This window comes from [Clostridium] clostridioforme AGR2157, from assembly GCF_000424325.1.
Classification (GTDB): Bacteria; Bacillota; Clostridia; order Lachnospirales; family Lachnospiraceae; genus Enterocloster; species Enterocloster clostridioformis_A.
On sequence record NZ_AUJR01000045.1, the window covers coordinates 36,759 to 42,928 of the forward strand.

11 protein-coding genes are annotated in these 6,170 nt (G+C 48.8%); all 11 read right to left on the reverse strand.

The window, feature by feature from the left end:
- Window positions 1-2: 2 nt before the first annotated feature.
- Window positions 3-470, reverse strand: a complete 468-nt coding sequence (locus tag G614_RS0118000) for a phage tail tube protein (RefSeq protein ID WP_002594593.1) — start codon at window positions 468-470, stop codon at window positions 3-5.
- A gap of 11 nt (window positions 471-481) precedes the next feature.
- Window positions 482-1,840, reverse strand: a complete 1,359-nt coding sequence (locus G614_RS0118005) for a phage tail sheath family protein (protein ID WP_027643061.1) — start codon at window positions 1,838-1,840, stop codon at window positions 482-484.
- A 2-nt stretch (window positions 1,841-1,842) separates the two neighbouring features.
- The gene (locus G614_RS0118010; protein ID WP_027643062.1) at window positions 1,843-2,046 is read right to left on the reverse strand and encodes a hypothetical protein; all 204 of its coding nucleotides are present in this window, start codon (window positions 2,044-2,046) and stop codon (window positions 1,843-1,845) included.
- Window positions 2,030-2,479 (reverse strand): phage tail terminator family protein, encoded by a 450-nt coding sequence (locus G614_RS0118015; protein WP_027643063.1) that lies wholly within the window; start codon window positions 2,477-2,479, stop codon window positions 2,030-2,032. Before G614_RS0118015 ends, G614_RS0118010 begins: the two co-directional genes overlap by 17 nt.
- Entirely contained in the window at window positions 2,476-2,976 is a 501-nt protein-coding gene (locus tag G614_RS0118020; protein WP_027643064.1) for an HK97 gp10 family phage protein, read from the reverse strand. The genes G614_RS0118015 and G614_RS0118020 overlap by 4 nt, the downstream gene beginning before the upstream one ends.
- A gap of 4 nt (window positions 2,977-2,980) precedes the next feature.
- Window positions 2,981-3,382 carry a hypothetical protein gene (locus G614_RS0118025; protein WP_027643065.1) on the reverse strand — a complete coding sequence of 134 codons (402 nt, stop codon included), beginning with the start codon at window positions 3,380-3,382 and terminating at the stop codon, window positions 2,981-2,983.
- A complete protein-coding gene (locus G614_RS0118030) occupies window positions 3,372-3,866 on the reverse strand; it encodes a DUF4054 domain-containing protein (protein ID WP_027643066.1) in 495 nt (164 codons plus the stop codon). Before G614_RS0118030 ends, G614_RS0118025 begins: the two co-directional genes overlap by 11 nt.
- Window positions 3,867-3,878: 12 nt before the next feature.
- Window positions 3,879-4,169, reverse strand: coding sequence for a hypothetical protein (locus tag G614_RS0118035; protein ID WP_027643067.1), 291 nt, complete (start codon window positions 4,167-4,169; stop codon window positions 3,879-3,881).
- Between the two features lie 14 nt (window positions 4,170-4,183).
- The gene (locus G614_RS0118040; RefSeq protein WP_027643068.1) at window positions 4,184-5,227 is read right to left on the reverse strand and encodes a DUF2184 domain-containing protein; all 1,044 of its coding nucleotides are present in this window, start codon (window positions 5,225-5,227) and stop codon (window positions 4,184-4,186) included.
- Window positions 5,228-5,241: 14 nt separating this feature from the next.
- Entirely contained in the window at window positions 5,242-5,751 is a 510-nt protein-coding gene (locus G614_RS0118045; protein ID WP_002594602.1) for a structural cement protein Gp24, read from the reverse strand.
- On the reverse strand, window positions 5,751-6,170 hold a 420-nt coding region (locus tag G614_RS31770; protein ID WP_027643069.1), incomplete at its 5' end, for a hypothetical protein. The genes G614_RS0118045 and G614_RS31770, both read right to left, overlap by 1 nt.

A 6,170-nucleotide genomic window follows, 5' to 3' on the forward strand; every position in this document is an offset into this window, starting at 1 on the left:
TATCATCCTCCTAATTGTGTTGGGTCATTAAACCAGTTCAGGACCTCAATTCCAGTATATGAAAATCCCACTTCCATCTCCAGGAAATCCGAATCTGCATCCAACATGGCCACAGGAAGCTTCTGAAGCTTCACATTGTAGAATACTACGGTCTGGGTCCCAACACTGGTTGTTGGGTCGTCATTGGTTATCTGGATAGTAAAATATGGCAACTTCCCGGTCCTTAAGTACTCCTGCAGGAGCCTTAAAAAATACGGACTCCCATAATAAATCGTCATGGACCCACTTAGGGAAACCCCGGTTGTTTTCTTCTGTACCAGAGTCGTCCCCACTACCTTAAAATCGCTCTCTTGAAATTCTGCATTTGACTGGAATTTCTTCAGGCCAAACATTTCATGGTTTTCCCCATCGATGGTCATGAATCCACTCCCGGATTTACCATTAAGGGCATCACGTTCTAACAGAAACATTTTCTACCTCCTTATTGCGCGGCAGTGTTTACGGATACCGTCACTGTCATGTAAATCTTCTCTATGCTGTCCACCGGCTGGATGGCAACATCAATCAGTACGGAATCAACACTGCTTCCTGCCCTCACCTGTACATCATCTGCGACAAAGTTCTGGATACCGTTGCCGGCCTGTATCTCGTTCAGATAGCCTACAATCCATCCCTTCATAAGATTGCGCCCGGTTTCAGTATTATCAGTCTTTCCGATGTAGTATAGGCTGAACTGTTTATATACATCGTTGCAGAACTGGTTAAGCACCCGCATTACCCGGTTCTTGGAAAATTCCTGGCCTTTGTCCACACTGTAAGATGTCAGTGTGTTGATATCTGTGCATACCTTGACGGAACCAAATGTGTCAATGAACACAATCTCGCCAGATTGTATGGCTGCTGTTATCTGCCCATCAGTCAGTTTCGGGTTAGCCTCAATCGCATCCGGATATTGTGCATACGTCAACGACTGGTTATATCTTGCACCTGCCTCCGCACCCCCCAGCCACCATGTGACCTGCTGTGCAGTCAACGCCGTACCATCTGACAGCTTGACCCCATTTTTTGCGGATATCACCCACTCGCTGTTTACCGTATGTGCATTGGCCATTACAGCCTGGCATTTCTGACCAATGCTATTTGATACACGTCTCACAAATGCTGCAATCGCCTGTATAGTCGTATTATCAGTGCCATCATAGACCAATGTATCAAATTGGTAAGGTTCAATGGCAGTCAGGAATGCTGCATAATCAGATGCTGATATAGTTGGGTCGGTTCCCCCTGCCAATGTGACCCCAGCTGTTTCAGTTATATCAGTTCCTGTTCCATCAAACGTTACCCATGTATTTGCTTTCAGGTCATCCAGCTTTTTAATAGCCTGTTCATCAACTATGGTCCCATCGATTACAGTACTGACATCAAATGCCCCAGCTTGGTCGGCCTGTTCCTGCACGATAACAGAGATGTCATTTCCCCTGATACCTTCATACAGCGCCGTGATGGTCAGGGCTCCCGATGTAACCGTTGCCTTCTTTCCGCCACTTCCCTTAGGCCTGTACAACAGGATTTTACTAGGCCCTGCACTGACATCGCTTCCTTTCATCATTTCTCGCAAAAATAAGGCCTTGGGACTCGCGATATCATAACCGATATATGGTCTTAAATCTTCACCAGGCAATATTTCCTTAATGGTTTCCACAGGTCCCCAGGAAAGGGGTTCTGCGATTGCCACAATGCCTTTATTCCCAACATTGGTATTGATGTTGCCTTTGGATTTGACATTGATATACACACCGGGCTGCACTTTGTTCTGGTTTGTCCATGTACCTCCTGCCATGTCTACTTACCTCCTTTCAAAACTTTGTCGAGGGCCGCCTTCGCGTCCTCTATGGTGTATTCCGGCTCCTGCAGGATTGCCCTGGCAAAATCCGGCTGATATCCTGACAGGACCTTACTATGCAGTAATTTGTCGGTCGGATATTTCTTCAGCTTCTTCTGTTTCGATATCGCAATAGGGCCTTTAATTTTATTTGATGCTGGCATTGTTTTCCTCCATTATCTGCATCAGTTCATTGTTTCTTGGGGCGCTTACCCGTTGCCGGATATGGAATTGATAGTGCATTTCATCATCCTCTGTCTGCCATTGCCGCTCAAAGGTACGTATCTTGGCTGTCCCTCCACTACTGTCTGCATAATCAAACAGTTCCAACATCCCATCCAGGTACTCTGCTATGGCCTGTATTTCCGCATTTCCATTTACGATATTACGCTGCTGCACAAACACGATATCAACACCCAGGTCACGCAGGAACCTATCATTCAGATGCTTTTCAATTTTGGAAGGCATGAAAAAAATAAAAAAGCAAGGGTAGTCTGTCCCCTGCTGGTTTGGGCTGGCATATACCGGATAATCCGGATACTGTGCTGTAAGTACTCCGGCCAGGCTATTTATAATGTTCTCTAATGTGAATATCATCTGAACGCCTCCCTCACACGTTTTCCCAGTTCCATACGGACCACATCGCGGTACTTTCCAATGGCCGCCTCTTTCATGTATTTTCCCTCCACATACTTTGTCCTGGTTCCAACGGTAATCCCACCCATGGATGGATTTACCTTTTCCAGCATATTCCCGTTGATTATCAATCCCGGTACAAAATGCTGGTCCATCCGATGCCCATCATTGACATAGGATGCATATAGTATGTTATTAGCCAGTGTTGTCCTCACACTGGCACCCGAGATGACTGGTTTCGTCACACTGTCTGTTGACCAATGCTGCGCCAATTCACCAGACCGGGTCCCGGTACCAGAAATAGGGGCGCCTCCGTTTGGAGGGGTCCTTTCCGTAGCCTTTTCCACTGCTGCGATCATAGCGCCTTCGGCCACATCGGCCATAATCCTCGGCACATCCTGCCCTGCCTTATGAAGTTCTTCCAGTCGCTTGCGCATCTGGCTTCCAAAACTTGACATGCATTCACCTCACAATCTCATCTTTCAGCAGGCCTACCTTCTGATGCTCCAGACCAGTAAGAGCACCGCCCACCGGGTCATAGTATCTTTGCGGCTCACCAGCGAAATACCGATCTGCCTTGTTTGCGTGCCCCAGGTTCCCGCCACGGACAATCCTTAACTCATCACCAGCCATGATATCCACTGACAGGTCACACGCCATCTTTTCCATGGACCGTTCCTTTGCGGCTGTCACTCCCATAATAGGACCGTCTCGCTTAGAACTGTATACCCTGCACGGGATGGGGGCCGTGTTCTGCTTCTGTCGCTTCTGTTTCATCAGGTTTCCTTCTTTGTCTGGGACTACGCGGTATATGTCAACCGTATCCGTATACCATCCTTTAAAGATTGGATTATCAAATAACATACATTCCTCCCATCCCGATCATGCGGGCCATAGTGGCCAGCTGCTGCCCGTACTGCGTGGAGTTCCAGGCTCCCCATTTTGCCATTGCCACCGTAACCGCCTCATTATCATAGCTGATGGAGGTATCTCCCATGGATGCCTCTTTAATCAACCCGGCCTGCTGGCCTTTGGCTGCCGCAGCCGCAGCCGATGGGGAGCCCTCCGAATAGGTCTTAAGATACAGCGTGCTGTAGTGAGCCACAAACAGCCCGGCGGCGTATCTCCACATGTCATGGTACCGGCTGGGAAGGATGGTGGAATTTGCATTATCCACATACAGCTGCAGTATGGGGTCCGGTACCAGGCTTTTGCCCTCAGACTCTCCGGACCTTTTAAACTGTGGGAAATCTGCTAGGAACATCACAGATGTGTATGTACCCTTTTCACCCAGCGCTGGCATATTGGCCGCTGCAGCTATCACTCCATTAAATTGTGCTCCATCCATTCCCGTCCCTCCTTAACCTTTCACTTTCCTTCCGGTCTGCTTTGCCTGCTCTCCAGCGTCCGTGTCCGCTACCTCTGGTCTGATATCGTACTCTTTTGCTTTTTCTCCAGCGTCCGTGTCCGCTGCTTCCAGCGCCTTATCCGCTGTATTATCCGGCGTGGCAATGGATCCGTCATGGATGGCTGCCTGTACCATCCAGTGCTTTGATGCCCAATCAGGAATAGTACCGATAAAATTGCGGGGGATAAGCAATTTCTGGTCTCCCTCGCGGATTTCAAAACATTTTTTACTGTTTATGAACATATGGCTACCCTCCCTTAGATTCCGTCCACATAGCGCATGATGTCCTCATAATACATCTGCACCTCAGATATATTTGCCATGTATGCTGTGTCATAGCACACATTCTCCGCGTTCGGCTGTGTCATGGCACGGCTTAATGGGGCCAGTTCATCGCTAGCCACATACCGTTCTTTGTTAATGTATACCACCATGCGGTCATTCCCACCCGTGCCGGCACCCTTACACCAGGAACATCCCCCGATATACAGGTCACTACCGTTAGTCTTGGCCACATTGTTATCCAGCAGGAACTGCAGGATTGTCTTCTCGGCCAGTTCCGTCACCTTCGTGGTTGCCAGGTAATTAATCTGTTCGTATGGCATGATGATATGGTTCGGGACCGCATCCCTGTCATACTCCGCAGTTTCCCAAACAGCCAGAATGGCATCGTTGATATCCTGGAGTATCTGATCCGGTGTCTTATCCTTAAATTTCGTGGAGCTACCTGTTCCGGTTGCCGCAGCATTTGCCGTGGTGACTTCCGGATTATTGATAAGGCCAGTAGAACCATAGCGTTTGATGCCCACGTATACATTAGCGTCCATATGCTTATCATAGGCCATACGGATTCCATCCCGCAGGATGCTTTCCAAGCTACGTCCAGTCAGTTTCTCGCGCTGCATATCCACCCACATGATTCTCATTCCGATAGAAAAAATATGGGTTTTGAATAATCCCTTATCAAAATTAGCCTGTACCATCGGGATACCGTTGGCCCCGCCTGCATGTACCAGGCCATCCTCGCTTCCTCCGGTCACTCCATACCCCACATTCATGGCGCTTACAAACTCGGCCCAGCCGCCGCCCACTCTCATTGGAATATCACGGCTGTACGTGAAACTGGTAAGGGGCTGCCTTATGACGTTATCCTTCTTTTCAAGTTCGGACTGCAGGAGCGCACCTCCATTGGCAATTGCCGCCGAATCCATTGTCTGGAACCGCTGTGGAGCGGCCGCACCAGTTGGTGAGGATGATATCACGCCACCGTCAAAGGTCCCCATGCTCTGAAATTTGCTCATTGTGTTTTTCCTCCTTATGCTCTGTTGCAGGACATAATCCTGATTTCTGCTACATTATTGGCATCCTTACCACCATGCCACTCACAGTTCGTAAGTTCTACGGTCTTACCAGAATCCTCAGACGCTTCAAAACCTCCTATAACGCCTGTAGGGATTGACTCATTGGCAACAGTGCGAATATATACCTTTCCGCCTAATTTTGGTGTTCCTACGTTACACAACACGTTGATACATCCGCGCTTGAACACACTCACCGCTTCATCCGGCCTATACTCTCCAGCGGACTGTGAAAGATAGGATGTAGCGCTCTTAAACTCGCGGGAAGCAATTCCCACAAAATCAGCAGCCGTTCCAGAAGCCCCGAAGGCCACTACCTTTTCATTACTGTCATAAACAAGAGGAGTGCCAAACACTACCGCTTCACTCCCTCCCAGTGGATGGGTATCCACTATCATATCTGGCTGTCTGGCATAATCACCTGCATATCCATGTGTCATGTTCTTTCCGATAACCTGTCCTTTCATTACTTCATACCTCCATTCTTTTTGTGTGGATTCATGGCATCATAGGCAGCCTGATACGCATCTAAATCCATCTGTGGCTTCTGGTCAGCCATCTTTGCCGCATTCTTTTGGGCCGCCTGGGCAATCTTCGTAATATCGCTTACCGCATCCTTATCGGTCAGACAGGATACCAGGGAATCGGTAACGGCCTTCCTTGTATCTTCATCCTTAATCCCTGCAATAACCGGCCTGAGCTGCTTTACGACAGCTGCCATGACTGCCTTATCTGCTGCACATGCTGATTTATCCAGTTCTTCTGCCGGAACCACTTTCGCCTCAGTTGTTGGAGCCGATGGCTCCCCGCCTTCCCCCGTCAGTTCCTTTACCAGGCTGTCCAGTGGGTCTTCGGCCGGCTTCTCAATAGGCACTCCAGGTTTTTC